A 25,747-nucleotide genomic window follows, 5' to 3' on the forward strand; every position below is an offset into this window, starting at 1 on the left:
AATCGCGCCATACCCGATATGGAGCGATGCCCGATGCCCTTCACTGCTCAACGAGCGCGGTCATGAACCAGTGGCTGCCCTTCATCCTCTTCGCCTCGGTGGCGTCGATCACCCCCGGCCCGACCAACCTGCTGATCCTCGGCAGCGCCGCGCGCTTCGGCCTGTCCATCGCTCTGGCCATCGCCTTGGGCGCCAGCCTCGCTGCCAGTCTGATGCTGCTGGTGGTCGGCCTGGGCCTCGGTGAACTGCTGGCCCGCGCCCCGCTGTTGCAGACGGCGATGACCTGGGCCGGCGCCGCCTGGATCAGTTGGATGGCCTGCAAGCTGATGCGCGCCGAAGCTGCCGGCCTGGACGAGCGCGGCGTCGACCGGCGCCAGGGCTTCGCCCAGGGCGCCGGCCTGCAACTGATCAACCCCAAGACCTGGCTGATGAGCATCTCGGTCACGGCGATCTTCCTCGACGGCCAGGCCTCGTTCGGCGCGGTGGCGAGCTACGCGACGCTGTTCCTGCTGGTATCCACGCCCTGCCTGCTGGTCTGGGGTGTGCTGGGCGTCGGCGGCGCGCGCCTGTTGCGACAACCGGCCCGGCTGCTGTTGTTCAACCGCAGCATGGCCCTGTTGCTACTGGCTTCAGTGTGGCTGCCGCCGCTGGCAAGCCTGTAGGAGCGCCGCCCCGGCGCGAAGCGATTGCGGCGATGCCGCGATACCGAGCTTATCCGCAGCATTCGCCGCGGGGCGCGGCTCCTACAACACACCGCCCTGACGGCGGAAGGCGCCAGGCGCAACACCGAAACGCTGGCGGAACAGCTTGCCCAGGTGGCTGGCATCGCCGGCGCCGATCTCGTCGGCGAGTTGCGCCAGGCTGTGGCTGGAGTTGAGCAGGCGCCAGCGCACATGCTGCAGGCGCAGCTCGTTCCAGTATTCGCGCGCACTCATGCCCTGGCTGGCGTGGAACAGGCGATCCAGCTGACGCCGGCTGATGCCAACGCTGGCCGCCAACTGCTCGATGCCATCGGCACTGGCCAGACCGTGGCGCATCAGGGCGATGGCGCGGTCGACATGGCGCTCGCCGCTCGGTGTGGTGTGCAGTGAACGCAGCGCGTGCTGGCCGCTGCGCGTCTCGTCCACCAGCATGTCGGCCAGGCCCTTGAGCGCCCGCGCCCGGCCGCTGCCCTGGGCCAACAGCTCCACCGCCAGGTCGATGGCCGCCGTACCGCCAGCGCAGGAGATCCGCGCGCCATCGAAGCAGTACAGGCGCTCGCGGGCTAGGCGCAAGTTCGGGAAGCTGGCACGGAATTCCGCCTCATGGCGCCAGTGCACTGCCACCCGATGACCGTCGAGCAGGCCGCAGGCGGCGAGCAGGAAGCTGGCATTGTCGATCGCCACCAGCTTCACTCCGGCGCGTGCGGCGCGACGCAGCAACGGCTGGTAGGCCGGCGCCAGCGCAGCGGTGGCCTGTGCGTTGCGCCCACCGAACAACACCAGATAGTCGTAGTCGGCCAGCTTCAGCTCGTCCGGCGTCGCCTCGATCCGCAGCGCAGCACCGCTGCTGGACAGCACATGCCCTGGTTGCAGGCCGAGAATCGTCCAGGTGCAGTAACGCTGGCGACTGTAGTCCTCGTCGTCGGCGCTAAAACGCAACTTGTCGAGAAAACCACCAAACGGCAGCAGGGCGAACTCCGGCAAGGGCAACAGGAGAAAACGCAGATCGGGGCTTTCGGCCATGTGATGTCCAGAATCAACTGCTAGATAGCCAGAATCTACCTTATTCAAGTACCTGCCGCTGACTAGACTGGCCGCGCCCAAACAGGAGACCCGCATGGCTCTAGAACTCTGGCTCGTCTACTTCGTCGCCACCCTTGGCCTGGCTCTGACGCCCGGCCCCAACAGCCTTCTGGCGCTGACCCACGGCGGGCTGTACGGCTCGCGCATGGCACTGGCCACCATCCTTGGCGGTGTGGTTGGCTTCAGTACCTTGATCGCACTGGCCATGTTCGGCCTCAGTGCGCTGCTCAAGACCGCGCCCAACGCGCTGCTGGCGCTGAAGTGGATCGGCGGCGCCTACCTGATCTGGCTGGGCGTGCAGCTGTGGCGCTCGCCACCGATGAACCTGACCCTGGCCGACAGCGTTGTGCGCCCCAGCGCCAGCCGGCTGTTTCGCCAGGGCCTGCTGTCGGCGCTGTCGAATCCCAAGGTGATCCTGTTCTACGGCGCCTTCCTGCCGCAGTTCCTCGACCCGCAGCGCGGCCTGGCCGTGCAGTTCGTGGTGATGGCAGCGACCTTCGCCGTGGTCGAGTTCCTCGTCGAACTGCTGCTGGCACTACTGGCGTTTCGCGTACGGCCCTGGTTGCAGCGCGGCGGCAGCGCCTTCAACCGCAGCTGCGGCGTGCTCTTCGTGCTGATCGGTGTAGCGCTACCGCTGGCGCGCTGAGCACGCCCGACATCAGGCCTTGAGCGCCTCACCAATCGCGTAGTAGTGCCCGCCCGCGACGTGATGCAGGCTGCGCAGGCTCGGGTCGGCCGTTTCGAAATGCCAGCGGCCGTCGCGGAACACGCGCTCGTCCGCCCAGGCCGCGATCACCTCGCCGATGAACAGGTCGTAGGCCTGCTGGTTATGCGGCTCATCGATCAGCCGGCAGACCAGCCAGGCCGAGCAGCCGGCCACCAATGGCACATCGTGGCCTGCCATCTCGAACAACTCGACCCCGGCATGGGCCAGCTTCGCCGGATCATCGGCCAGGCTGGCACTGCCCACCGCCTGGGTCAGTTGCAGCTGAGCCACGGTCGGCACCTGGATGGCGAACAGGCCGCTGCCTTCGATCAGCGCGCGGGTGCGGGTGGCCTTGTCCAGCACCACGGTCAGCTTCGGCGGATCGAAATCCAGGGCGCAGCACCAGGCTGCCGCCATGACGTTATCCACAGCCTGATGACGCGCCGACACCAGCACGGTCGGCCCGTGGTTGAGCAGACGGTAGGCCTTGGCCAGGTCGACGGAATGAATGGACGCGCTCATGCAGACTCCTGAAAGCGAAAAAGGCGCCTGCATGCTGGCTCGGGTGAACCAGCATCGCAAGCGCCTGCAACAGCGGTTATGGATCAGAACTCCTGCGTGGTCGGACGCAGGACGATCTCGTTGATGTCGACGTCAGCCGGCTGCTCGATGGCGTAGGCAATAGCGCGTGCCACCGATTCCGCCGGAATCGCCCGCTTGTAGAAGTCGACGACGAAATCGCGGCTCTGCTGGTGCGAGCTGCCGAACTTCAGCTCCGAATCCACCGCGCCCGGCTCGATGGTGGTAGTGCGGATGCTGCCGCCGACCTCATGACGCAACCCTTCGGAGATGGCGCGCACGGCGAACTTGGTGCCGCTGTAGACGGTGCCACCCGGGCTGAACACCTTGATCCCGGCCACCGAAGCGATGTTGATGAAATGCCCGGCGTTCTGTTGCTGGAATACCGGCAGCGCCGCAGCGATGCCATACAGCACGCCCTTGATGTTGATGTCGATCATGCGCTCCCACTCCTCGACGCGCACGTCGCTCATCGGCGCGATGGCCATCAGCCCGGCGTTGTTGATCAGCACATCGACGCGGCCGAAGCTGTCCAGTGCGCCCTGGATCAGCGCCTTGACCTCATCGGCGCGGGTCACGTCGGTGGTGTAGGCCACAGCCTCGCCACCAGCGGCGACCAGCTCGCTGACCAGTTGCTCGAGACGCTCCTTGCGCCGTGCGGCCAGCACCACCTTGGCGCCCAGCTTGCTCAGATGACGCGCAGTCGCTTCGCCCAGTCCGCTGCTGGCGCCAGTGATGACCACGACCTTGCCGGAAATGTTGTTGCTCATGAGTAAGCCCTCTCTGGATTCATGGGAGTGTCCGCGCCATACGCCGGACATAGACTCACCTTAGAGACGATTTAAGTTTCAATGAATGGAAGAGTTTGGATTAGGCTATTCCAGTTTTTGGAATACAAAGGCGCCCCGACATGCTCAACCGCATGGAGATGATCCGCATCTTCTGCAGCGCGGCCGACTGCAGCAATTTCCGCGAGGCAGCGACTCGCCTGGGGGTTTCGCCGCAGGCGGTGACCCGTGCGATCAAGGCGCTGGAGGAGGAACTGGGCGAGATTCTGTTCCACCGCAACACCCGCCAGGTGCATATCACCGCCTTCGGCGAGGCCTATGCGCTGCGCGCCCGGCAGATGCTGGAGGATTTCGACGCGCTGTTTCGCGGCCACCGCGCCGAAACCGAATCGGTCATCGCCGGGCGCATCGGCATCACCGCGCCGCAGGCCATTGGCAAGCGCTTTCTGGTGGCGTTCCTGCAGCCCTTGCTCAAGCAGCACCCACAGCTGGTGCTGAACCTGCGCCTGGAGGACGAGATCACCGACGCGGTGGAAGCGCAGATCGACATCGGCATCCGCGTCGGCTTCCTGCGTGACAGCCGCTACGTCGCCCGCGCCCTCGCACCCGTACCGTTGCAGGTGGTGGCCACACCGCAACTGATCGCCGCCAGCGGTGCGCCGCGTGACCTCGACGAGTTGCAGCAGCGGCCGCTGTCGGTGCTGATCGACCGCAAGAACGGCCGCCCCTGGCCGTGGACATTCGCTCACGGCCCCAGCCTGCATCCGCCCGCGCCAGCGCTGGTGTGCGACGACCCTGAAGCCGAGCTGGAAGCCGTGCTCGCCGGCCTGGCCTACGGCCAGTTACCCGCCTACCTGGCGCAACCGTACCTGGAGAACGGCCGCCTGCAGGCGGTGCTGACCGAGCAGGCGCCCGATCCCTGGCAGCTGTTCATCTACCGCCCACAGCAGGGCCCGGTGCCGCCAAGGGTGCGTCTGGTGTTCGATCACCTGCGCGCCTGCTTCTCCAATCCGGCGCAGTTTCCCCAGGGCTGAGGTCGCTCACGACAACGCCGCTGTCGCCTGCGAAGCGCCCACCCCGGCTATCGCTCCGTAACCTGCCTGAAGCCGTCTAAATCAGGGATCAGGAGCGTTACATGAATGCCATCCACACGGGCCAGCAGGTCAGCCCGGCCACCTTGCACAAGGTGATCGCCGCCTCGGCCATCGGTAACTTCGTCGAGTGGTTCGACTTCGCCGTCTACGGTTTTCTCGCCGTGACCATCGCTTCGCTGTTCTTCCCGCCGGGCAACCCGACCCTGGCGCTGCTGCAGACCTTCGCCGTGTTTGCCGTGTCGTTCGCCCTGCGCCCACTGGGCGGCATCGTCTTCGGCATTCTCGGTGATCGGATCGGACGCAAGCGCGTGCTGTCGATCACCGTGCTGCTGATGGCCGGCGGCCTGGCGCTGCCGGAGTCATCGAAGCGGCCGCTGAGCTACCAGCGCTGAACGATCAGTACTGCACCGAGTAGCTCAAGCCAAAGGTACGCCCCGCCGCCGGCAGGCTGGAGATGGCGCCGTAGGTGGCCTCGGCCTGCTGACCGTAGACGGTCTTGTAGTCGCGGTTGGCCAAGTTGTAGACGCCGAAACCAACCTCGCCGCCTAGCCAGGGCGCGTGAGCGATCAGGTCGACCACGGTATAGCCCTGGATCTTGGTCGCCGGGGTGGCGCGGATGGTTGGGCTGATCGCGGCGGACTGAGCGTCGTCATAAGCGCGGTCACTGCCGCCCACGGTGAGCGCCTGCAGGCGTACGCCATAGCCATCGAGGAAGCGCCAGTCACTGTAGACGGTGGCCTTCAGCGGCGACACGCGGAAAGCGTTCAGCTCGCGCCATTTGCCGGCGGCGTCCTTGTACTGGCCGCGGGTGTAAGCCAGGGTGCCGCCCAGCGTCCAGCCCTCGGCAACCGGCACCTGCAGATTGCCTTCGGCGCCCCACACGCGTTCGTCGGTATCGGCCACCGAGACGCTGTAGTCGCGGTTGAACTGCACCACCTTGTCGGAGGTGTTGTAGAACGCGGTCACCCCGGCATTCAGACCGCGGGCATCGCCCAGGCGCCAGCCCAGTTCGTAGTTGTTGACCTTGATCGAATCGATGCTGCTGTTATCGATCGAGAAGTTGGCCGACACGTCGCGCAGCATGCGCTGGGTGTCAGGCAGGCTGAAGCCCTGGGAGAAGTTGGCGAACAGCTGCTGAGTGTCGGTCAGCTTGTACACCGCGCCGAGGTTGAACAGGGTTTCGCTGTGGCGAACGTTGCCGCCGGCCATTGTCTGCGGCTGATAACCCGGCACACGGTCGGCGGCAATCGCCTCGCCATAGGGAATGGAAGCGTCCACGTCGTTGCCAATGGTCTCGCGACGCACCCCGGCCTGCAGGCTGAGACGCTCGGTGAGCTGGTAGTCGCCCTGCAGGAACAGGCCGGTCTTGCTCACTTCAACGTCCGGGCCCATGGCATAGCGCTGGGCTTCGCGGTAGTTCAGGCCGTTGCTGGCGATGAAGGTATTGAGGTCGTAAGACTGCCCGCTCTGGCTGTCCTTTTCCCGTTCGTGATCCAGGCCGTAGGTCAGTTGCAGGTCGCGCCCGGCCAGTTCGAAGCCCTTCTGCAACGCGGTGCGTACACCCCACACATCGATATCGGTGTTGGACTGCAGCGCCACGTAGGTGAAGCCCCCCGGCAGCGCCGGGTGCACCGCGGCCGCCACGGACGGGAACCAGCGCGACTTCTCCTTGCGGTAATAGGCCTCGGCGGTCAATTGCTGGCCCCAGAACAGGTCGCGATTCAGATACTGGACGTTGGCGCCGTAGTGACGGGTACGCGGCTGATCGTCGAGTTGCAGGCCCTTGATGCCTTGCAGGCTCGGCTGGAAAGTCGCCGGGGTGAACAGCGCTGCCAGGCCTGGGCCGTAGTCCGGGCCGTAGTCGCTGTCCTGCTCGTCGTTGTAGTAGCGCACGCCGGCGCTCAGTTGCTGGTCGTCGTCCAAGTGCCAGGTCAGGCGGCCGTTGAAGTCGAAGCTGGTGGTGTCCTGGCGGTCGGTCTGGGAGATTTCCGGGCCGATGCGATCACCGTCGGCATCGCGAATCTCGCCCTGCTTGGTGAAGCTCAGGCCGGCGAAACCGCTGATCGCCCCATGGTGAAAGGCAGCGGTCTGCGAGGCCTCGTAGGCCATGGCGTCACGCGCCGCCTTGCCAGGAGTACGCAGGCCGATGCGGCTGCTGAAGTCACTGGTTTCGTCGTCGGCGTTACGCGTGATGATGTTGATCAGGCCGCCGGTGGCGCCGGCGCCGTAGATGCTGGTGGCACCGGAGATCACCTCGATGCGCTCGATCATCGCCGGGCTGATGCTGTTGAGCTGGCGCGAACCGTCACGCGAGCCGGTCAGCGGCACGCCGTCGATCATCACCTGCACGGTACGCCCGCGCATGGTCATGCCGTAGTTGCTGGTGGTGCCGCTGCTCGGCGCCAGCGAGGGCACCAACTGGCCGAGGATATCGGCGGTGGAACGGCCGGCAGCGGCCTGCTCGGCAACCTGCTCGCGGTCGATGCTGTACACCGTGCCGGCGATCTCGGCGATGCTCTTGGCCGAACGGGTGGCGGTGACCACCATCGGGCCGAGTTCCTTGACCTGGCTGGTCGCGGTGTCATCGGCCTGCGCGTGGAGCGCGCCGCTTACCGCCAGGCTGAGCAAGGTGACCTGCATGGATGCCGAAAGATGCCTCATGGTTTCCCCCAGAGAAAGCGCGTCAATGATTGCCGGAGCCGGCCTGGATCGACCGGACGATAGGTTTGCAGAGCAGGACGCTGAGCACTGAAAGTGCGCCCAGCAGCAGGTAATAGGTTTCGTAGCCCAGGCCCTTGACGAGGAAGCCCGACAGCGAACCGCCGACGAAGAACACCAGCAGCTCGAAGCACACCAGCACGGTGAAGTCGGTGCCGGCCTGCTGCCGCGAACAGAGCTGCATGAACAGGGCGTAGAGGCTGGTCATCGCCAGGTAGCGGATGGCCAGGAGCACCAGCACCATGGTGCCGAGCCACAGCGGTGAGCCGTCGGCCAGGCCGCTGAGCAGCAGCCCGGCGACCGCCAGGTAGGCCAGGCTGCGCAGCCAGCCGGCACGTAGCAGCAGGGTCGCCGCTCGTTGGCGCAGCAGCAGGCGCGCAGCCGCCACGGCGGCGAGCAGCCCGACGCTGGCGCCGGCCACCGACATCAGCAGGCCGATCTGCGTCAACGACCACTGGCGATCCACCAGCATCGGCGTGAGCATGGCCATGGCCGGCGCCTCGACCAGGCGATAGACCAGGATCAGCAGCAGCGCCCAGCGGATCTCCGGGCGCTTGAACGTGGCGATGAAACCCGGCTTGGCCGCCTCGGCCTGCGTCGGCAGGCGATCATCGACCCGCACCACCGCCAGCATGGTCAAGGCACTCAGGCCGGCCAGGGTCAGAAGCGCGCTCTGCCAGCCGACCACCTGGTACAACCACAGCACGCCGGCACCGCCGAACATGCTGCCCAGCGCCACGCCGATGCTTTGCGCCATGCTGCCCAGGCGATGATCCTCGCTGGCCAGCGACTCCACGGTGTAGCCGTCGATGGCGATGTCCTGGGTGGCGGCGAAGGTGGATATCCACAGGCTCACCAGCACGAACAACAACAAGCCGTGCTCCAGGCCGGTCAGCGCCAGCACCAAGATGGCGGCCACCAGCGCCGCCTGGGTCAGCCACAGCCAGGTACGGCGCCGGCCGAGGCTGTGCAGGTAATGCCGGTCGACCAGCGGCGCCCAGAGAAACTTGAACGCCCAGGGGACATACAGCAGCGAAAGCATGCCGATCCAGCGCAGGTCGACACCCTGGCTACGCAGGATGGCCGGCATCGCCACGTTGAAGAAGTACAGCGGCAGCGCGTGGGCCAGGTACAGCACCACGATCACCGCCAACGCCAGCCGGGTCACCGGCACCTGCTCAGACGGACGCTGCATGATCCACCATGCGCTCGGCGATCCAGCGATAGCCGTGCGTCCTGTCCAGGGTGACGAAGTAGGGCACGCCCCAGGCGGCATGCAGCGCCGGGGTGTCGAGCCGGGCCTGCTCCTCGGCGTCAGCGGCGATGCGCACCAGCCCCTGGCAAATCTCGCGGAACGCCGCCTTGTGCTGCTTGTACCAGACGCCCTGGATGGCCCGGTAATCCTCGGCGAGGGTGCTGCCCTCGCGGGTACTGGAAATGAAGAAGAACGGCTGACGGTCTTCGATCAGACGCTCGATGCCGTCCAGCCACTGGCTTATCTGCGCCGCGTCGACATGGTCATGGAAGACCGCCTCGACCACCGTCGTTTGCGTGAGGAGCAAACCCATCGCTGTGTGATTCCCATGATCGTTGGTAACGCAATCAAGACGATTGCGACATCATTGCACATGAGAATAATTCTGAACAATGTTGCGCGCTTAGGGGAAAAGAAGGAAAAATTAGCCGCAACGAAACTTCCATCGGTCAAGCCAGCATGACGGTCTTCACCTGCGGTCAGCTCAGCGATGTCGCCCACACCCTGGGCGGCAACCTGCATTTCCAGCGCGAGCTATCGGGCGAACAGCCAGTGCTCGACGGCGAACAACAGGTGCAGGTGCTGAGCGAAGGCCTGGTGCTGTACTTCAGCCGCAGCCGCGATCTGGTCGACGCCAGCAGCGACAACCGCCTGGCACCAGGCATTACCGCCGCCTTTCTGCTGCAGGGCGAGGCCGAAGTCAGCCTGCCGCGCCAGCGCCTGCACTTCGACGCCCGGCCTGGCGGCCAGCGCGCCATGTTGGTCAACCTGACCGATAGCGATCAGTTCCAGCGCCACTGGCGCAGCGGCCGCGAAGAAACCAAAGTATGCCTGAGCATCACCCCGGACTGGCTGCAGCAGGTCGCAATCGGCAGCCAGCTGCGCAGCGACGCCCTGCTGCGCTTCAGCCGCAGCCACTGGCACAGCCTGCCCTGGCAACCCTCAGTGGATATCCTTCAACGTGCCCACCAGTTGCTCGAACGTGACGCGACCCTGCCGCCGTTGATGCAACGCCTGCAACGCGAGAGCTTCGCCCTGGATCTGGCCTGCGACATCCTGCGCGGCATCGACACGCCCCAGGAGAAACGCCTCGGCAGCCATCTCGAACGCTGCCTGGCGCGCCTCAAGGAATGGCTCGACAGCGGCGAGGCAGATGCCCTGAGCATCACCGACATGGCGCGCCAGCTCGGCACCAACCCGGTCGACCTGCAGAATGCCTTTCGCAGCCGCAACGGCACCACCATCGCCGCCTACCTGCGCCGCCAGCGCCTGGCCCGCGCTTATCAGGCCATGCGCCAGCAGGGCCTGTCAGTGGAGGATGCCGCCAATCTGGCCGGCTACGAGCACCTCAGCAGCTTCAGCGCCGCCTTCAAGCGCGAGTACGGCTTTCCACCGTCGCAGGCTCGTCGCTGAGGGAAGTGGGTCAATCCGAATCTGCACAATTGGATCTATGTGGCTGGGCCACTGCTGCGTAGATTCACCGCTACCGGGGCAGGCCGTCACGCCATCGCGCCCCTCAACGCGGATACGGATGATCACCATGAGCCAGCGCCTCGACTACTTCGCACTCTCCCCCAAGGCTTCCGGCAAATATGCCGAGTTTTCCATGCTGCTGACCCGCAGCCCCTTTCTTGCGCCGCTGGCCCACCTGGTCATGCTGCGTGCCTCGCAGATCAACGGCTGCGCCTTCTGCGTCGACATGCACGTGAAAGAAGCGAAGATCCATGGCGACCGCGAACTGCGCCTGCACCATGTCGCCGTGTGGCGTGAGTCGCCACTGTTCTCGGAGCAGGAGCGCGCCGCGCTGGAGTGGACGGAAGCCCTGACCCAGCTGTCGCCGCACGGCGTGTCCGACGCCATCTATGCCAGCGTGCGCGAGCAGTTCTCCGAGCAGGAACTGTCTGAGCTGACTTTCCTGGTAGTCGCCATCAACGGCTGGAACCGCCTCAACGTGGCCTTCCGCACCGTGCCCGGCTCCGCCGACAAGCAGTTCGGCCTGGACAAGGCCGGTCTGGCCTGAAGGTTATCCACAGGGGCGGTCGCCAGTCGCGCGGCCCCTGCTTCTCCCTGAGCCGCCCGCTGCACAGCACGGGCAAAACCGGCATGATGTGCCCCCGCGCCAGCACCCTGCGGGCGTGACGAATCCTCGTCGGCCTCCATCAGACACTCTCGCCGCCCGCTCAACGGAGCCCTTGCATGCTGCCCCTGCCGTTTTCCCGCCAACCTGCCCATCTCACCCTGCTCGCCCTCGCCTGCCTGAGCGGCCACAGCGCCTTCGCCGAAGAGCCCGTGCAACTCGATTCACTGCAGGTCACCGGCGAACAGGTAAGTGAAGTAGAGGCCGCGCGCGAGGAGCTCAAGCGCGTCCCCGGGGCCACCAATGTGGTGGATATGGCCAAGGTCGAACAAGGCCGCGTGGCTGGCGTCGCCGATGTGCTGGCCTACCAGCCAGGCGTCTACCGCAGTCCCCCGGCAACGAAGGCGTGAAGATCAGCGTGCGCGGCTCGGGTATCAACCGTGGCCCCGGCTCGCACGCCTCCGGCACCCATATCATGCTCGACGGCCTGCCGCTGACCGGCCCCGGCGGCACGCCTTACGAGCTGCTGGAGCCGCTGTGGATCAGTCGCGCCGAGGTGCTCCGTGGTGCCAATGGCTTCGACCGCGGCTCGCTGGCTCTGGGCGGCGCCATCGACTACATCACCCACACCGGCTACACCGCGCCCAAGCTGCAACTGCGCTATGAAATCGGCAGCTACGGTTACCAGAAGCGCAACATCGCCTCCGGTCAGGTGCTGGGCGATTTCGACTACTACTTCGCCCTCACCGACAGCGAAACCGACGGCTATCAGGATCATTCCTCAGGCAAGGGCAAAGGCGTCGCCGGCAACTTCGGCTATCGCCTCAATGAGAACCTGGAGACGCGTTTCTACCTGCGTTACCGCGAGACCGCGCACGAAACGCCTGGCCGCCTGACAAAGGCTCAGCTCAAGGACGATCCGCGTCAGGCCGCAGCCAATAACCTGCTTATCGACGCCCACCGCGACCAGCCCGGCAGCACCTGGCTGGCAAACAAGACCACCTGGCAGAACGACGACGACTCCACCCTGGTCGCCGGCCTGGCCTACCACCATTACCCGATGGATATCACCGAGACCGCTTACCGCGGCGGCGCCTATCGAATCCGCGTGGACTACAGCGATATCAGTGGCACCCTGAACTACACCCGCCGGCACAGCTTGTTCGGCCTGAACAGCGTGACCACCCTCGGACTGCGCAGCACCACCAACCTGCCGAGCAGCAAATCCAAGGAAACCGCAGCGTTGCCAATCGACGTCAACGGCACCACCTATCCAGCGGGCACCCTGATGCGCGACTACGAACACCTGGGTTCGGACAACGTGCTGCATATCGGTAACGAGCTGGAGCTGGTGCCTGACCTGTGGCTGACCAGCGGTTTGGCCCTGATCCATACCCGGCGTGAAGTCGAAGTGACCTGGCCGGCCACCGACGACAGGCTCAGCGAACACAGCTGGGACTACGCCCCACGCATTGGCCTGCGCTACCAGCTCAACCCGGATGTGCAGCTATTCGGCAATATCAGCCGCTCGGTGGAGCCGCCGCATGCCTGGTCGATGCTCTGGAGTTCGCCGCTACGCTTCCCCACCAGCAACCAGCCATGGAGCAATCGTCAAAGCACTGCCATCAGCCTGGACAATCAGACCGCCACCACCTTCGAGGTCGGCGGCCGTGGCGACTCTGCGCTCGGCCAGTGGGAGCTGACCTATTACTACTCACAGGTGCGCCACGAACTCCTCACCGTCGAGATCGAGCCCAACGTCTTCGCTGAATCCAACGCCAGTCCCACCGTGCACCAGGGTATAGAAGTCGGCCTGACCAGCCCGCTGTGGCAAGGTGGCACGGCAGGCGCCTTGAGCCTGCGCCAGGCCTACACCTTCAGCGACTTCCACTACCGCGACGACGACACCTTCGGCGACAACCGCCTGCCCGGCTTGCCGCGCCATTACTACCAGGCCGAAGTCCGCTACGACCACCCGAGCGGCTTCTACGCCGGCCTCAACACCCAGTACGCCTCCAAGGTCGCGGTGGATTACGCCAACTCCTACTACGCCGATGCCTACGCCACCTTCGGCGCCACCCTCGGCTACGCCTCGCCGAGAGACGACTGGCAAGCCTGGCTCGACCTGCGCAACCTGACCGACAAACGCTATGCCGCCACCGTTACGCCGGGCTATGACGACAACGGCGCGGACGCAGCGCGCTCCACACCTGGGGAAGGGTTTGGGGTGTATACCGGACTGTCCTGGAGTTGGCTCTGATGGCGCAGACGTACACCACGTACTACTTGGAAATGACCTCGCCGGACCAGCTGAAGGCCAAGCCTCAGCGCAGCGACCTGCAGATCGTCGAGTGCGAAGAACCGCAACCGGCGCTCAATCGCTTTCTCTACCAACTGGTCGGCTCGACCTGGGAATGGGGTGATCTGGACGACTGGAGCGACGAACAGTGGCGCGCCATGGTGGAAAACGAAGCACACCGTACCTGGGTCGCCTATCACCGTGGCGCCATCGCTGGTTACTACGAGCTGTTCCGTCCTGACGGTCGTAACACGGAGATCCGCTACTTCGGCCTGGCTCCGCAGTTTCTCGACCGCGGCTTCGGTGGCCCACTGCTCAGCCATGCCATTCAATCGGCCTGGCAGTGGCCGGGGACTGAGCGCGTTTGGGTGCATACCTGCACCTTCGATCATCCTGCTGCTCTGGCTAATTACCAGGCGCGTGGGATGCGGGTTTATCAGGAAGAAGTTTGCGATATATCCAGCTAAAGCAGACTTTTACCCAGCGTCCAATACTGCTGCATCATCGGGGTATGATCGCCCAGCACGTAGGGTGGACAGCGCTCTTCCTGTCCGCCGCCCTTCACCTCACTCCTGCACTGCTCCTTCCTTCCTCAACAAATAGCTATCCATGATCCAGCCATTACGCTCACGCGCCTCAGCGCGGGTGATGGCGATATTTTCGGCCACCTCGTCCAGAGGCCCTGCGATAAGGATTTCATCGGCAGTGCCGACATAGGCGCCCCAGTAGATATGCAACTCCTGGCCGACGAAGCGGCGGTAGGTGTCCTTGGCGTCGAGCATCACCGCCACGCTGTCCACGCCTTGCGGCCAGCCTTCGGCGAGCAGGCGGCCGGTGGTGATTTCCACGGCGCGGCCGATGCTGTTGAGCGGGATGCGGTGGCGTGCGGTCAGAGCCTGCAGGCTGGTGATGCCGGGAATCACGTCATAGACGAAATCGCTACGGCGCGCGGCGATGGCTTCGATGATGCGGATGCTGCTGTCGTACAGCGAGGGGTCGCCCCAGACCATGAAGGCCGCCGTCTCGCCATCGGCCATCTGCTCGTCGATCAGTTGCTCGAACACCGCCTGCTTGTCGCGGTTGAGTTCGTCGACGCTGGCGCGGTAGTCCGCCGCCTCGCGTTCGCGCTCCGGCTGCTGGCCTTCGGCGAAACGCGGCGTGTGGCCTTCGAGAAAGCGCGCGCAGACTTCCCGGCGCAGGGCGTTGAGCTTGTGCTTGGCCGGGCCCTTGTCCATCAGGAAGATCACGTCGCTGCGGCGCAGCGCCTTGATCGCCTGGTAGGTGATGTAGTCCGGGTCGCCGGCGCCGATGCCGACCAGCAGCAGGGTTTTCATGGGGTTCTCCAGGTAACGGACAACCCGTAGGAGCCGGCTTGCCGGCGATCAGCGTCCTCGGCTCCTACAGGCAGTAAATCATCAATATGTTGGTACTCGGCCTGCAGCGCCTGTGCCAACTGCTGCGCACGGCCCAGGCGGATGGGCGCGCGCTCGGTGTCGAGCAGCAGGGTTGGGCATGGCAGCGGCGCCAGGTTGGGCAGGTCACGCAGGCGACCGTCGGTGAGGATCAGCAGGCGCTGGCGTTCGCTCGGTTTCGCCCGTTGCCGACGCGACAGCCAGTCACCCGCCTGATTCAGTGCATTGAGCAGCGGCGTGCCGCCACCGGCGCCCAATTCGTGCAGCCATCGATGTAACTCCGCGCTGGCCTTGCGCCCCTGCCATAACCACTGCGCCTCACGACCACCGGCCTTTAGCACGGCCAGCCGCGCACGCTGGCGATAGGCGCTGTCGAACAGCTCGGCGAGCACGCCCTTGGCCCGGCTCAGTGCACCATGGCGACGGGTGGAAGCGGAGGCATCGACCAACACCAGCCACAGCTCCTCGGCCTGCTGGCTGCGCGGGCGCAGCACCAACTGTTCTCGGCGTTGCGGTCGACCCTGGCGCAGCGTCGCGGCCCAGTCGATTCGTCCGCCCGCACCGCTACGCGCAGCACCACGCAGGCCGCCGCCGAGTCGTCCGGGCCGGTTGCGGGCATCCGCGCCTGTGGCTGTGCGCGGGCGGATGCTCAGGACTTTTTTGGCCAACGCGGCGGCACGCGCCGTTCGCCCATGGCCTGCGGCTGCGCCGGCAGCTCGCCCCACTGGCCCTCGCCCTGGCTCTGTTCCTGCGCCTGCTGCGGCGCCTGGCTCTGCTCGGGCGGTGTGGCAGCCGGCGGTTGTTGCTGGCGACGGCGATGGCGCAGAACGAAGTCCTCCACCGCCTCGATATCCACAGGCTCGATGCCCGCCGCGCCACGCCAGGCCGCATGAGCACGGGCGGCGCGCAGCCAGACCAGATCGGCGCGCAGACCGTCGACGCCGGCAGCGAAGCAGCGCTGGCTGATCTCACCCAGGGCGGCGTCATCTAGCGGGATATCGGCCAGGCGCTGGCGGGCGTTCTGGCAACGCATCGCCAGGGCATCCTGCTCATCCTGCCAGCGTTGCAGAAAAGCGGCGGGGTCGGCATCGAAGGCCAGACGGCGACGGACGATCTCGGCGCGCTCAGCCGGCTGCGGCTGGCCATCGAGCGCCAGGTTGAGGCCGAAGCGGTCGAGCAGTTGCGGGCGCAGTTCGCCCTCTTCGATGTTCATGGTGCCGATCAGCACGAAGCGCGCGGCGTGGCGATGGGAGATGCCGTCGCGCTCGACGTGGTTGACCCCGCTGGCGGCAGCATCGAGCAGCAGATCGACCAGATGATCGGGCAGCAGGTTGACCTCATCCACATACAAAACGCCGCCATCGGCACGGGCCAGCAGGCCTGGGGAAAACTGCGCGCGGCCCTCGCCGAGGGCCGCGTCCAGATCCAGGGTGCCAACGATGCGCTCCTCGCTCGCCCCCAGCGGCAGGGTGACGAAGCGGCCACCGTCGAGCAGATCGGCCAGGCTACGGGCCAGGGTGGACTTGGCCATACCGCGCGGGCCCTCGATCAGCACGCCGCCGATGGCCGGATCGATGGCCGCCAGGCACAGCGCCAGCTTCAGCGAATCGGCGCCGACCACGGCGGCGAGGGGGAAGTGATGTTCGGTCATGGCTCTGGCCTGTGGATAAACATGGTTCCGACGGTAGCCCGGATAAAATCCGGGAATGGCGGTGCGGGCAATTGGCGATTGCAGCGGATCAGAGGGATTCCTCCCCTCTCCCATTTATGGGAGAGGGGCCGGGGGAGAGGGTTTATCCAGCGACACCGAGCGACCTGAACCACCCTCTCCCCAGCCCTCTCCCGCAAGCGGGAGAGGGAGCACAACCCCCCCGCACTCAAGCGCTTCATGACTCCTCACTATCGAGCAGCAGGTTTTCCAGCGCTTCGCGATACTCGCCGGGATTCTCCCACAGGCCGCGCTGCTGGGCTTCCAGCAGGCGTTCGAGGATATCGTTGAGCGCCCCCGGGTTGTGCTGCTGAATAAAATCGCGGGTGTCCTTGTCGAGCAGGTAGGCATCGGTGAGCAGCGCGTACTGGTGGTCATCGACCAGCTCGCTGGTGGCGTCGAAGGCGAACAGGTAGTCGATGGTCGCGGCCAGTTCGAAGGCGCCCTTGTAGCCGTGGCGCTTCATGCCCGCGATCCACTTGGGATTGGCCGCGCGGGCGCGCACCACACGGTTAAGTTCTTCCTTGAGGGTGCGAATGCGTGGCGTATCCGGCTGACTGTTGTCGCCGAAGTAGCTGGCCACCTTGAGCCCGCGCAGGGTTTCCACCGCCGCCAGCATGCCGCCCTGGAACTGGTAGTAGTCGTTGGAATCTAGGATGTCGTGCTCGCGGTTGTCCTGGTTGTGCAGCACCGCCTGCATCTGTTCCAGGCGTTCGACGAAGCGCTGCCGCGCGGGTGCGCCCTCGGCGCCGCTGCCGTAGGCGTAGCCGCCCCAGTTCAGATACACCTCGGCGAGATCGGCGCGGCTCTGCCACAAGCGCTCCTCGATGGCGTTCTGCACACCGGCACCATAGGCCCCCGGCTTGGCACCGAACACCCGCCAGCCGGCCTGGCGCCGCGCTTCGGCTTCATCCAGGCCGCTGTCCTCGAGCGCCAGCGACTCGCGCCAGACCCGCGCCGACAGCGGGTTCATGTCTTCCGGTTCGTCCAGCTCGATCACCGCCTGCACGGCCTCGTCGAACAGGCGGATCAGGTTGCTGAAGGCATCGCGGAAGAAGCCCGAGACGCGCAGGGTGACATCCACCCGGGGGCGGCCCAACTGCTCCAGCGGCAGCACCTCGAAACGCTCGACGCGCTGGCTGCCCGGCTGCCATACCGGGCGCACGCCCATCAGCGCAAGCGCCTGGGCGATATCGTCGCCGCCGGTACGCATGGTCGCCGTGCCCCATACCGACAGGCCGAGCTGGCGCAGATGGTCGCCCTCGTCCTGCAGATGGCGCTCCAGCAGGCGATCCGCTGCCTGCACGCCGAGGCGCCAGGCCGTGGGCGTGGGCAGGTGGCGCACGTCGACAGTGAAGAAGTTGCGCCCGGTGGGCAGCACGTCCAGACGCCCGCGACTGGGCGCGCCGCTCGGCCCGGCAGGCACGAAACGCCCCTCCAGCGCGGCCAGCAGGCCGCCCATCTCGGCGTCGCCGCAGGCATCCAGCAGCGGCGCGATATGCTCGGCCAGGCCATCGAGAATCAGCGCCACCTCGGCGCCAAAGGCTTCGCTGCGCTCCCCTGCCAGGCGCTGTTCGATCAGCCTCAGCGCCAGCAGCTCCAGGCGCTCGCGGGTATCGCCGACGGTACGCCACAGGCTGTTATCCACAGCCAGCAGTGCCTGTGGACGCAGTCCCTCCCAGGGCTGGCCCATATCGCAATCCAGCGGATCGAGACCCAGCTCCAGCCCGCGCGCCAGCGCGCGCAGCAGGCTGGCATTGGCGCCCTGGCCATCGCCACGGGGGATGCGCAGCAAGGCCAGCAGGGTGTCGCGGCGCAGCTGGCCAGTCGGCGACTCACCGAACACGTGCAGGCCATCGCGGATCTGCGATTCCTTGAGGTCGCACAGGTAGGCATCGAGCTGCGGCAGCCAGCTGTCAGCATCGTCGTTGAGTTGCAGGCCCAGCTCGCGGTCGAGGCTGGCCTCGCGCACCTTGGCCAGGATCTCGCCACGCAGCTCCACCGCGCGGCGCTGGTCGAGCTGGCTGGCGTCGTAGTACTCATCGGCCAGGCGCTCCAGATCGCGCAGCGGGCCGTAGCTTTCGGCACGGGTCAAAGGCGGCATGAGGTGGTCGATGATCACCGCCTGGGTGCGGCGCTTGGCCTGCGCGCCCTCGCCCGGATCGTTGACGATAAAGGGATAGATATTCGGCAGCGGGCCGATCAGCGCCTGCGGCCAGCAGCCCTCGGACAGGCCGACGCTCTTGCCCGGCAGCCATTCCAGATTGCCGTGCTTGCCGACGTGAATCAGCGCATCGGCGGCGAAGGCCGTGCGCAGCCAGGCGTAGAAGGCGATATAGCCGTGCGGCGGCACCAGATCGGGGTCGTGATACACCGCCGCGGGGTCGAGCTGATAGCCGCGAGCAGGCTGGATACCAACGAAGGTCAGGCCGAAGCGCAGGCCGGCCACCATCATCCGCCCGCTGCGGAACATGGGATCGCTCTGCGGCTCGCCCCAGCGCTCGCGCACCTCCTGCTGGTTGGCCGGCGGCAGGCTGTGGAAAAACCTCAGGTAGTCGTCCAGCGCCAGGCTTTGCGCACAGGGCCGCGTATCCAGACCATCCAGATCGTTGGTAACGCCACCGAGCAGGCTGTGGACAAGTGCGGTGCCGCTATCGGGCAGGTTATCCACTGGATAGCCTTGCGCCTGCAGCGCGCGGAGGATATTCAACGCGGCGGCGGGCGTATCCAGGCCAACGCCATTGCCGATACGGCCATCGCGGGTCGGGTAGTTGGCAAGAATCAGCGCGATTCGCTTCTGATCGTTGCTTTTAAGCGCCAACTGACACCATTTACGCGCCAGTTCAGCGACGAAGGCCATACCCGATTCGTGTGCCTGATAGCACACCACATCGCTCTGGCTGCGCTCGCTGCGCCAGGCCAGGCCCTTGAAGCTGATGGCAGTGCCGATCAGCCGGCCATCCAGCTCGGGCAACACCACGTGCATGGCCAGGTCGCGCGAGCCCAGGCCCTGGGCGCTGGCCTGCCACTGCGCCTGGTTGTCCAGCGAGCAGATGGCCTGCAGCACCGGGATGTCGCGGCGGAACACCCGCGCCTGCGGCGCCTCGGGGTTGGACAGGGCAAAGCCGGTGGTATTGATGATCAGCGCGGCGCTCGTTTCGTCCAGCCAGTCCTGCACCTGATCCAGGCAGGCCGGCTCCTTCAGGCTGGCCACCGCAATCGGCAGCGGGTTAAGGCCCTGGCCGAACAGGTGCTGGCAGAAGGTATCGACGAAGGCGGTGTTCGCCGACTGCACATGGTTGCGGTAGAACAGCAGCGCCGCTACAGGCGCGTCCGGCTGCCAGTGCGCACGCCAGTCGGCCAGCGTGGCCGGACTGTGCTGCGGGTGATAGAGGCAGACACGCGGCAGCGCTTGCGGCTCCTGCCAGGCCTCGTCACGCCCCAGCCAGCGGCTGCCGATGCAGCGGAACAGCTGGCGCGCGTTATCCAGCCCGCCCTGGCGCAGGTACTGCCAAAGGCGCTGGCTGTCTTCTTCGCTAACGTTGCCAAGGGCACTCAGCTCCGGGTCAGGCTTGTCGTCGCCGGGCACCATGATCACCGTGGCGCCGCGCGCGCCCAGCTCCACCAGGCGTTCGACACCGTAGCGCCAGTAACTCACCCCGCCATGCACCGAGATCAGGATGACCTTGGCGTGCTGCAGCACCTGCTCGACGTAGAAGTCCACCGAGGCGTTGTTGCTCAGTTGCGCCGGGCTGGCCAGGCGCAGGCTGGGGTAGTCCTCCGGCAGTTGCCGGGCGGCTTCAGCCAGCAGGGCGAGGTGCGAATCACCCGTGCACAGGATCACCAGCTCGGCAGGCGTCTGGCCAAGGTCGGCAATGCTGTCGGCCGGCAGTTGGGTGCCAGGCTGGGTACGCAGGAGATGCATGTTCGCTCCGAGGAAGGCGCGAATCGTGGGAGGGGCTTTAGCCGCGACTATCCGCGAATTGGATCGCGGCTAAAGCCCCTCCCACAATCACTCAGGCCAGCGCTGCTTGCAGCTCGGCTTCTATAGCCGCGCGGTCGAGCTGCTGGCCGATCACTACCAGGCGGCTCACTCGCGGCTCGTCGGCTTGCCAGGCGCGGTCGAAGTGGCGATCGAAACGCTGACCGACACCTTGCACCAGCAGACGCATCGGCTTGCCAGGGATGGCAGCGAAACCTTTCACCCGCAGGATGCCGTACTTGGCCACCGCATCCTTCAGTGCGGCCAGCAGACGCGCCTCCTCGGCTTCCGGTAGTTCCACGTGGAACGAGTCGAATTCCTCGTGATCGTGGTCTTCGTCTTCATCATCGTGATGGGTGCGGCGGCTGTCGATATGCAGCTCGGTTTCGCTGTTCAGGCCCAGCAGCACATCCAGCGGCAGCTCGCCGCCGTGCGCCTCGATCACCTTGACTGCCGGCGGCAGCTCCTCGGCCACCTCGGCGCGCACCGCGGCCAGCGCCTCGGCGTCGAGCAAATCGGCCTTGTTGAGGATCACCAGGTCGGCGCTGGCCAACTGGTCGGCGAACAGCTCGTGCAGCGGCGATTCATGATCGAGGTTGGGGTCGAGCTTGCGCTGCTCGTCCACCTGATCCGGGAAGGCGGCGAAGGTGCCGGCGAGCACCGCCGGGCTGTCGACCACGGTAATCACCGCATCGACGGTGCAGGCGTTGCGGATTTCCGGCCAGTTGAAGGCCTGCACCAGCGGCTTGGGCAGCGCCAGGCCGCTGGTCTCGATAAGGATATGGTCAAGGTCGCCACGGCGCGCCACCAGCTCACGCATCACCGGGAAGAACTCTTCCTGCACGGTGCAGCACAGGCAGCCGTTGGCCAGCTCGAAGACGCGGCCGTTCGCCTCTTCCTCACTGCAGCCGATGGAGCACTGCTTGAGGATCTCGCCATCGATACCCAGCTCGCCGAACTCGTTGACGATCACCGCGATACGGCGTCCTTCGGCATGGGCCAGCAGGTGCCGCAGCAAGGTGGTTTTGCCGGCACCGAGAAAACCGGTGACGATAGTGACAGGCAGTTTGGCAAGGGTTTTCATGGAAGGCCCCGTGGCGTCGGTAAGTTCGGCGGACGGGTACGCGCAGGCGGGCACGCAGGTGCGTGCTGGCCCCGTCGGATCACCCCGTCCGAGCAAATGGCTGGTCAGTCGAGGCAGGTCTCCTGGCTCACGGTCTGCGCATTGCGCGCCCTTCACCTTCCCGCCTGACGGCAGTGGTGTACGAAGGGTTTAAGACCGTTCACAGTTGCGGGGGCAGCCAGGGCATCGACCCTGTTCCCTCTTAGCTCCCCGGCGCCGTACCGGGAAGAACCTCGAAAGCGAGAAGGCTACGCAGGCCGCGGCGGCCGGTCAATCGCGGTTGACCGGTGGGATGCGCCATGTTGAGCTACGCCGCTGCACAGCACGAGCGCCCTTGATGATGCCTAGCCCCTTGAATCCCAGCCCTGACGCCTCGCCCATGGTGGTGGCTGGGCTTGGTTGCAGGCGCGACTGCCCCCAGCAAGACCTGCTCGCCCTGCTCATCCACAGCCTGGCCCAGCATGAGTTGACTGTGGATAACCTCGTTGGACTGGCCAGCATCGCCCACAAACGCGACGAGCCGGGGCTGCATCAACTGGCAATCCACTTGAATCTGGAGCTGACGTTCTTCCCCCCCGAAGCACTCACCCTCTACCAGCCGGAAAATGCCGACAGTGCCCTCATCCGATCCGTAACAGGCAGCCCCGCTGTGGCTGAACCCTGCGCCCTGGCTCTGGCCACGCAACTGGGCAAGGCAGCTCGCCTGCTGGGCGAGAAAACCCGCACAGCCAACGCCACCTGTGCGTTGGCAGGACTTCAATAGTTTGAGCATACAGCCTTGGATTACTTCGAAAGCGTTATTAAGACTTTGCTTGAAGGTGAAGGGTATTGGGTTCGACAGTCGTTCAAGGTCAACCTGACCAAGGAAGAAAAAAGGCAGGTGGGTAAACATTCCATTCCACGCCCGGAAATCGACCTTCTCGCTTACAAGCCCAGCGAAAATAGACTTCTCGCCTTTGAAGCAAAATCCTTCCTCGACTCTCCCGGTGTCCGACTGTCATGTCTTAGCGAAATCCATGACATTCCCGAAGGCAAATACAAGCTGTTTACTTGCGAAAATTACAGGTCGATCGTTTTCCAACGACTCAGACAGGATCTTATCGATTGTGGAATGGGTGACAGTACTACCGAAATAGTTCTGGGACTCGCTGCCGGTAAGGTCTATCAATCCAGGAATGCTGAAATCAAGGAGTTGTTCTCGCGAAACGGCTGGCTGTTCTGGTCACCGGAAGATATCCGCAACAAAGTGATCGCCCTCGCCAAGCGCGGCTATGAAAACGAGCCCGCCATCATCACGGCCAAAATTCTGATGCGCCAACCATGAACAGCGCAAACTCCCCCCTGACAAGGCACACCTCATGACCGTCTACTTTATCGGCGCCGGCCCCGGCGATCCCGAGCTGATTACCGTCAAGGGCCAGCGCCTGATTCGTTCGTGCCCGGTGATCCTCTATGCCGGCTCGCTGGTGCCCGAGGCGGTCCTGCAAGGCCACAACGCCGAGCAGGTAATCAACACGGCCGAGCTGCACCTGAGTGAGATCATTACGCTGCTGAGCCAGGCCCATAAGCGCGGCCAGGACGTGGCCCGCGTGCACTCCGGCGACCCTTCGCTGTACGGCGCTATCGGCGAGCAGATTCGCGAGCTGCGTGCTCTGGGCATCCCTTTCGAGATCATCCCCGGAGTGACTGCCACCGCCGCCTGCGCGGCCTTGCTGGAAAGCGAGCTGACCCTGCCGGGCATCGCCCAGACCGTAATTCTCACCCGCTACGGCACCACTTCGCCGATGCCCGAGGGCGAGCAACTGCACGACCTGGCGCGGCACCGCGCAACCATGGCCATCCACCTCGGCGTGCGCCAGCTGCCGGCCATAGTCGGCGAACTGCTGCCGCACTACGGCGCCGACTGCCCCATCGCGGTTATCCACAGGGCCAGTTGGCCGGATCAGGACTGGGTGCTCGGCACCCTCGCCGATATCGAGACCAAGGTCGCAGCCAAGGGCTTTCGCCGCACGGCACTGATTCTGGTCGGGCGAGTGCTCGATCCGGGTGTCTTTGCCGAATCAGCGTTATATGACTCGGCGCATCGCCATCTTTATCGCCCTGGCAACGACTGAGCCATCCGTCATCTGGCGAGAAACTGTGCAAAGCGCTGAAAGCCCCGTGATAGCTGACGCCTGAGAACTTATCAACAAGATAGGCCGAAGTTTATCCAGAGCTATTGTGAATAACGATGCGACAAGGATCAGTTTTTGAACAACAGGCTGAGTAGCCCGATTTATCTGGGCTTCAGCCTGGTATCACAAGGATATCCACAAGATGATCCACGGCAACTGTTAGCAACTCACCCTCAGAGCTGCACCTCGACCCGCTTGATACCCAGAGCCCGCAGCTCCGGCATCAACTCATCCAGGCTGGCAAAGGTCTCGACCTGCTCGGCCTCATCAACCAGAAAGAAGCTACGCCCTGCGCCTTTCTTGAAAAATACGATCCACTCAGCGGTATTGGCCGGATTGACCATGACCTGGGTATCGAACACAACCCCCTCGCTCGTTCTGCGTTTCACATCCGCGCGCTTCATCCTCTCTCCTGTTCCAGCGTGACTCAGATGATCCCACTGCCTGCATACGGCAGCGGATACGGCTCATAGTGTAAAGGATGAGGTGAGCACGCCTTGCTCACTGATGATCGGTGAGTGAAATCAGTCCCATAGTTATATATGCTTCATATACGAATCATATATAAGGAGGTATCCATGGGCATCGTCAACATCGATGACGAGCTGCATGACCAAATCCGCCGGGCGAGCAGCGTCTCGGGCCGTTCGATCAATGCACAGGCGGGTTTCTGGATTCGCATCGGCATGCTCTGCGAGATGAACCCGACGCTGAGCTTCAATGAGCTGATGTCCGCCGAGATGCGTGCAGCCGGCGTGGTGGTTCCGCCAAGAATGGCGGATGCCTCATGAGCAAGACACCGCAACAGATCGCCCTGATGGCGGAATCCGGCAGGTTGCTGGCGTCCGTGTTCGGCTACCTGGATCGCCTGGATCTGCTCGGCATGTCGACCCTGCAGGTCAACGACCTTGTGGATAACTACATCGTGGGTGAACTCAAGGCGCGCCCGGCGAGCAAGGGCCAGTATGGTTTCGCCTACGCCATGAACACGTCACGCAACGAGGTGGTGTGCCATGGAGTCCCCAGCGCCGACGATATCCTGCGCGATGGCGATCTGGTGAATTTCGATATCACCCTGGAGAAGAACGGCTATATCGCCGATTCGAGCAAGACCTACCTGATCGGCAAGGTGTCGGACCAGGCTCGTCAGCTGGCCGAAGTCACCTATGAGGCGATGTGCAAGGGCATCGAAGCCGTCAGACCCGGCGCCCGCCTCGGCGATATCGGTCATGCCATCGAACGCCATGCCCGCGCCCATCGCTACTCGGTGGTCAGGGAGTATTGCGGCCACGGCATCGGCCGGGAAATGCACGAGCCACCCGAAGTACTGCACTGGGGCAAAGCCGGCACCGGCCTGACCCTGCGCGAAGGCATGACCTTCACCATCGAACCCATGCTCAACCGGGGAACGGCGGACGTGCGTACCCTGCGCGACGGCTGGACGGTGGTGACCCGCGACGGCCAGCTCTCGGCACAATTCGAACATACCGTGGCGGTCACCCGCGACGGTGTTCGCGTCCTTACGCTGCGCCCCGAAGAGCTGCACCTGAGCAGAATTTCGGCGTGATGGAAACGCAAAAGCCCGTCCAGATGGACGGTGGATACCCAGAATATAGTTTGACATAGAGGGCCGCAAAATCCGCTAGCTTCAGCGCTAGGGCCTGCCACAACAACCGAAACATAGTTTGACACAGCCTAACGCGCCCGCCCAAAAAGCCCCACCGCAGCCAAGAATAAAGTTTGACACAGCCAGCCCCCGCCTCACACGTGCCCTACACACATGCCGCGTGCCATAAACAAGGATCGCAGCCCACTGCCGCTGGATCGAGATACCGTCCATTGAATTGGCTTAAGGGAGTACCGCGTGGGCTTGGTGATCCAGATATGGGGCCCATCATGATGGTAGTCAGCGGGTGCCAGAACCCTGAGACGGCTCAGGGGTGCCATCACTGACCACCCCTTGGACATCCTAGTGGCGATGAACCTTGTCGTTGGCTACAAAGCTCAGCATTGAATTGTCCACGCACACGATGGCGTGTGGGTATTCT

At 64.8% G+C, this 25,747-nt stretch carries 23 protein-coding genes, 2 pseudogenes and 1 riboswitch; of the genes and pseudogenes, 13 read left to right on the top strand and 12 right to left on the bottom strand.

Annotated features, from left to right (window positions below):
* Window positions 1–62: 62 nt before the first annotated feature.
* Window positions 63–662 (top strand): LysE family translocator, encoded by a 600-nt coding sequence (locus BLT86_RS18985; RefSeq protein WP_167377332.1) that lies wholly within the window; start codon window positions 63–65, stop codon window positions 660–662.
* 81 nt (window positions 663–743) lie between these two features.
* Here the strand turns inward: BLT86_RS18985 and BLT86_RS18990 are convergent, their stop codons facing one another.
* Window positions 744–1,724, bottom strand: a complete 981-nt coding sequence (locus tag BLT86_RS18990) for a GlxA family transcriptional regulator (protein WP_074856637.1) — start codon at window positions 1,722–1,724, stop codon at window positions 744–746.
* A gap of 94 nt (window positions 1,725–1,818) precedes the next feature.
* Here BLT86_RS18990 and BLT86_RS18995 point away from each other — a divergent pair, with 94 nt between their 5' ends.
* Entirely contained in the window at window positions 1,819–2,430 is a 612-nt protein-coding gene (locus BLT86_RS18995) for a LysE family translocator (protein ID WP_092378972.1), read from the top strand.
* 12 nt (window positions 2,431–2,442) lie between these two features.
* Here BLT86_RS18995 and BLT86_RS19000 read toward each other — a convergent pair whose 3' ends face one another.
* Together BLT86_RS19000 and BLT86_RS19005 are read right to left on the bottom strand one after the other, a co-directional pair.
* Complete coding sequence (locus tag BLT86_RS19000) at window positions 2,443–3,012, bottom strand: flavin reductase family protein (RefSeq protein ID WP_003464862.1); 570 nt, start codon at window positions 3,010–3,012, stop codon at window positions 2,443–2,445.
* 83 nt (window positions 3,013–3,095) lie between these two features.
* On the bottom strand, window positions 3,096–3,839 hold the full coding sequence (locus BLT86_RS19005; RefSeq protein ID WP_092378975.1) for an SDR family oxidoreductase: 744 nt from the start codon (window positions 3,837–3,839) through the stop codon (window positions 3,096–3,098).
* A gap of 140 nt (window positions 3,840–3,979) precedes the next feature.
* On the opposite strand from BLT86_RS19005, the gene BLT86_RS19010 reads away from it, so the two are divergent.
* Together BLT86_RS19010 and BLT86_RS19015 are read left to right on the top strand one after the other, a co-directional pair.
* Window positions 3,980–4,891, top strand: coding sequence for a LysR family transcriptional regulator (locus BLT86_RS19010; RefSeq protein ID WP_092378978.1), 912 nt, complete (start codon window positions 3,980–3,982; stop codon window positions 4,889–4,891).
* 101 nt (window positions 4,892–4,992) lie between these two features.
* Window positions 4,993–5,304: pseudogene (locus BLT86_RS19015) on the top strand (MFS transporter); the annotation flags it as partial.
* 43 nt (window positions 5,305–5,347) lie between these two features.
* On the opposite strand, the gene BLT86_RS19020 reads toward BLT86_RS19015, so the two are convergent.
* From BLT86_RS19020 to BLT86_RS19030, 3 genes are read right to left on the bottom strand one after another with little or no spacing between them, the layout of a single operon-like run.
* Entirely contained in the window at window positions 5,348–7,612 is a 2,265-nt protein-coding gene (locus BLT86_RS19020; protein WP_167377333.1) for a TonB-dependent receptor, read from the bottom strand.
* Window positions 7,613–7,634: 22 nt separating this feature from the next.
* Window positions 7,635–8,864, bottom strand: coding sequence for an MFS transporter (locus BLT86_RS19025; protein WP_092378984.1), 1,230 nt, complete (start codon window positions 8,862–8,864; stop codon window positions 7,635–7,637).
* The gene (locus tag BLT86_RS19030) at window positions 8,848–9,237 is read right to left on the bottom strand and encodes a hypothetical protein (RefSeq protein ID WP_092378987.1); all 390 of its coding nucleotides are present in this window, start codon (window positions 9,235–9,237) and stop codon (window positions 8,848–8,850) included. The genes BLT86_RS19025 and BLT86_RS19030 overlap by 17 nt, the downstream gene beginning before the upstream one ends.
* Window positions 9,238–9,383: 146 nt before the next feature.
* Between BLT86_RS19030 and BLT86_RS19035 the strand changes: the two genes are divergently transcribed.
* The 4 genes and pseudogenes from BLT86_RS19035 (at window position 9,384) to BLT86_RS19050 (ending at window position 13,767) form a co-directional block, all read left to right on the top strand.
* Complete coding sequence (locus BLT86_RS19035) at window positions 9,384–10,337, top strand: helix-turn-helix transcriptional regulator (RefSeq protein ID WP_092378990.1); 954 nt, start codon at window positions 9,384–9,386, stop codon at window positions 10,335–10,337.
* Between the two features lie 118 nt (window positions 10,338–10,455).
* Window positions 10,456–10,944 carry a carboxymuconolactone decarboxylase family protein gene (locus BLT86_RS19040; protein WP_092378993.1) on the top strand — a complete coding sequence of 163 codons (489 nt, stop codon included), beginning with the start codon at window positions 10,456–10,458 and terminating at the stop codon, window positions 10,942–10,944.
* A gap of 176 nt (window positions 10,945–11,120) precedes the next feature.
* A pseudogene (locus BLT86_RS19045) lies at window positions 11,121–13,261 on the top strand (TonB-dependent receptor family protein).
* A complete protein-coding gene (locus tag BLT86_RS19050; RefSeq protein ID WP_092378996.1) occupies window positions 13,261–13,767 on the top strand; it encodes a GNAT family N-acetyltransferase in 507 nt (168 codons plus the stop codon). Before BLT86_RS19045 ends, BLT86_RS19050 begins: the two are co-directional and overlap by 1 nt.
* 99 nt (window positions 13,768–13,866) lie before the next feature.
* On the opposite strand, the gene cobF is transcribed toward BLT86_RS19050, so the two are convergent.
* The 5 genes from cobF to cobW form a co-directional block, all read right to left on the bottom strand.
* A complete protein-coding gene (gene cobF, locus BLT86_RS19055) occupies window positions 13,867–14,634 on the bottom strand; it encodes a precorrin-6A synthase (deacetylating) (protein WP_092378999.1) in 768 nt (255 codons plus the stop codon).
* The gene (locus tag BLT86_RS19060; protein WP_231976552.1) at window positions 14,631–15,380 is read right to left on the bottom strand and encodes a vWA domain-containing protein; all 750 of its coding nucleotides are present in this window, start codon (window positions 15,378–15,380) and stop codon (window positions 14,631–14,633) included. The genes cobF and BLT86_RS19060 overlap by 4 nt, the downstream gene beginning before the upstream one ends.
* Window positions 15,362–16,363 carry an ATP-binding protein gene (locus BLT86_RS19065; RefSeq protein ID WP_084342187.1) on the bottom strand — a complete coding sequence of 334 codons (1,002 nt, stop codon included), beginning with the start codon at window positions 16,361–16,363 and terminating at the stop codon, window positions 15,362–15,364. Before BLT86_RS19065 ends, BLT86_RS19060 begins: the two co-directional genes overlap by 19 nt.
* 235 nt (window positions 16,364–16,598) lie before the next feature.
* A complete protein-coding gene (gene cobN, locus BLT86_RS19070; RefSeq protein WP_092379003.1) occupies window positions 16,599–20,345 on the bottom strand; it encodes a cobaltochelatase subunit CobN in 3,747 nt (1,248 codons plus the stop codon).
* A gap of 91 nt (window positions 20,346–20,436) precedes the next feature.
* Window positions 20,437–21,486 (bottom strand): cobalamin biosynthesis protein CobW, encoded by a 1,050-nt coding sequence (gene cobW, locus BLT86_RS19075; protein ID WP_092379006.1) that lies wholly within the window; start codon window positions 21,484–21,486, stop codon window positions 20,437–20,439.
* Window positions 21,487–21,581: 95 nt separating this feature from the next.
* Window positions 21,582–21,776, bottom strand: a riboswitch (cobalamin riboswitch).
* An 86-nt stretch (window positions 21,777–21,862) separates the two neighbouring features.
* Between cobW and BLT86_RS19080 the strand changes: the two genes are divergently transcribed.
* From BLT86_RS19080 to cobM, 3 genes are read left to right on the top strand one after another with little or no spacing between them, the layout of a single operon-like run.
* Window positions 21,863–22,288: a cobalamin biosynthesis protein gene (locus tag BLT86_RS19080; RefSeq protein ID WP_092379009.1), complete on the top strand. Its 426-nt coding sequence runs from the start codon at window positions 21,863–21,865 to the stop codon at window positions 22,286–22,288.
* 15 nt (window positions 22,289–22,303) lie between these two features.
* Window positions 22,304–22,849: a hypothetical protein gene (locus tag BLT86_RS19085; RefSeq protein WP_092379012.1), complete on the top strand. Its 546-nt coding sequence runs from the start codon at window positions 22,304–22,306 to the stop codon at window positions 22,847–22,849.
* 34 nt (window positions 22,850–22,883) lie between these two features.
* Entirely contained in the window at window positions 22,884–23,639 is a 756-nt protein-coding gene (gene cobM / locus BLT86_RS19090; protein ID WP_092379015.1) for a precorrin-4 C(11)-methyltransferase, read from the top strand.
* Between the two features lie 233 nt (window positions 23,640–23,872).
* On the opposite strand, the gene BLT86_RS19095 is transcribed toward cobM, so the two are convergent.
* Entirely contained in the window at window positions 23,873–24,103 is a 231-nt protein-coding gene (locus tag BLT86_RS19095; RefSeq protein ID WP_074677152.1) for a hypothetical protein, read from the bottom strand.
* 174 nt (window positions 24,104–24,277) lie between these two features.
* On the opposite strand from BLT86_RS19095, the gene BLT86_RS19100 reads away from it, so the two are divergent.
* Entirely contained in the window at window positions 24,278–24,490 is a 213-nt protein-coding gene (locus tag BLT86_RS19100; protein ID WP_090335904.1) for a ParD-like family protein, read from the top strand.
* Complete coding sequence (gene map, locus BLT86_RS19105) at window positions 24,487–25,266, top strand: type I methionyl aminopeptidase (RefSeq protein ID WP_090335906.1); 780 nt, start codon at window positions 24,487–24,489, stop codon at window positions 25,264–25,266. The genes BLT86_RS19100 and map overlap by 4 nt, the downstream gene beginning before the upstream one ends.
* Window positions 25,267–25,747: the final 481 nt, after the last annotated feature.

The organism is Pseudomonas sihuiensis (assembly GCF_900106015.1).
GTDB lineage: Bacteria > Pseudomonadota > Gammaproteobacteria > Pseudomonadales > Pseudomonadaceae > Aquipseudomonas > Aquipseudomonas sihuiensis.

What these genes read in the sequence shown, in the direction of transcription:
- BLT86_RS18985 (WP_167377332.1), top strand. Translation starts at nt 63, where the DNA reads ATGAACCAGTGGCTGCCCTTCATCCTCTTCGCCTCGGTGGCGTCGATC.
- BLT86_RS18990 (WP_074856637.1), bottom strand. Translation starts at nt 1,724, where the DNA reads ATGGCCGAAAGCCCCGATCTGCGTTTTCTCCTGTTGCCCTTGCCGGAG.
- BLT86_RS18995 (WP_092378972.1), top strand. Translation starts at nt 1,819, where the DNA reads ATGGCTCTAGAACTCTGGCTCGTCTACTTCGTCGCCACCCTTGGCCTG.
- BLT86_RS19000 (WP_003464862.1), bottom strand. Translation starts at nt 3,012, where the DNA reads ATGAGCGCGTCCATTCATTCCGTCGACCTGGCCAAGGCCTACCGTCTG.
- BLT86_RS19005 (WP_092378975.1), bottom strand. Translation starts at nt 3,839, where the DNA reads ATGAGCAACAACATTTCCGGCAAGGTCGTGGTCATCACTGGCGCCAGC.
- BLT86_RS19010 (WP_092378978.1), top strand. Translation starts at nt 3,980, where the DNA reads ATGCTCAACCGCATGGAGATGATCCGCATCTTCTGCAGCGCGGCCGAC.
- BLT86_RS19020 (WP_167377333.1), bottom strand. Translation starts at nt 7,612, where the DNA reads ATGAGGCATCTTTCGGCATCCATGCAGGTCACCTTGCTCAGCCTGGCG.
- BLT86_RS19025 (WP_092378984.1), bottom strand. Translation starts at nt 8,864, where the DNA reads ATGCAGCGTCCGTCTGAGCAGGTGCCGGTGACCCGGCTGGCGTTGGCG.
- BLT86_RS19030 (WP_092378987.1), bottom strand. Translation starts at nt 9,237, where the DNA reads ATGGGTTTGCTCCTCACGCAAACGACGGTGGTCGAGGCGGTCTTCCAT.
- BLT86_RS19035 (WP_092378990.1), top strand. Translation starts at nt 9,384, where the DNA reads ATGACGGTCTTCACCTGCGGTCAGCTCAGCGATGTCGCCCACACCCTG.
- BLT86_RS19040 (WP_092378993.1), top strand. Translation starts at nt 10,456, where the DNA reads ATGATCACCATGAGCCAGCGCCTCGACTACTTCGCACTCTCCCCCAAG.
- BLT86_RS19050 (WP_092378996.1), top strand. Translation starts at nt 13,261, where the DNA reads ATGGCGCAGACGTACACCACGTACTACTTGGAAATGACCTCGCCGGAC.
- cobF (WP_092378999.1), bottom strand. Translation starts at nt 14,634, where the DNA reads ATGAAAACCCTGCTGCTGGTCGGCATCGGCGCCGGCGACCCGGACTAC.
- BLT86_RS19065 (WP_084342187.1), bottom strand. Translation starts at nt 16,363, where the DNA reads ATGACCGAACATCACTTCCCCCTCGCCGCCGTGGTCGGCGCCGATTCG.
- cobN (WP_092379003.1), bottom strand. Translation starts at nt 20,345, where the DNA reads ATGCATCTCCTGCGTACCCAGCCTGGCACCCAACTGCCGGCCGACAGC.
- cobW (WP_092379006.1), bottom strand. Translation starts at nt 21,486, where the DNA reads ATGAAAACCCTTGCCAAACTGCCTGTCACTATCGTCACCGGTTTTCTC.
- BLT86_RS19080 (WP_092379009.1), top strand. Translation starts at nt 21,863, where the DNA reads ATGATGCCTAGCCCCTTGAATCCCAGCCCTGACGCCTCGCCCATGGTG.
- cobM (WP_092379015.1), top strand. Translation starts at nt 22,884, where the DNA reads ATGACCGTCTACTTTATCGGCGCCGGCCCCGGCGATCCCGAGCTGATT.
- BLT86_RS19095 (WP_074677152.1), bottom strand. Translation starts at nt 24,103, where the DNA reads ATGAAGCGCGCGGATGTGAAACGCAGAACGAGCGAGGGGGTTGTGTTC.
- BLT86_RS19100 (WP_090335904.1), top strand. Translation starts at nt 24,278, where the DNA reads ATGGGCATCGTCAACATCGATGACGAGCTGCATGACCAAATCCGCCGG.
- map (WP_090335906.1), top strand. Translation starts at nt 24,487, where the DNA reads ATGAGCAAGACACCGCAACAGATCGCCCTGATGGCGGAATCCGGCAGG.